General features: G+C 46.7%; 1 protein-coding gene. It reads right to left on the bottom strand.

The features are described 5' to 3' along the window. Nucleotides 1-229: HAD family hydrolase (locus SB773_RS35145; protein WP_410595234.1), on the bottom strand; the 229-nt coding region annotated here is incomplete at both ends.

Below are 229 nucleotides of genomic sequence, written 5' to 3'. Positions count from 1 at the left end.
GACGCAATCGCTTTAGCGGTTTTTTCACCATCACCTGTCAGCATGACGGTATGGATCCCCTCATTTTTCAAAGCTTCGATGGCAGCGATCGTTTCTTCACGCACGACATCTTTCAAAGTGATTATACCGGCAATCCCAAGATCATCTTTAGCATAAACAATTGTCTTGCCTTGTTCAGCAAATGTCAGCGCAATGCCGTTTTTGAATCGTTCGGCTTCGCTGCGGCCGA

The sequence above is a fragment of the Bacillus sp. SIMBA_074 genome (genome assembly GCF_046534555.1).
Lineage (GTDB): Bacteria > Bacillota > Bacilli > Bacillales > Bacillaceae_G > Bacillus_A > Bacillus_A mycoides.
This window is presented reverse-complemented; position numbering and strand designations above follow the sequence as displayed.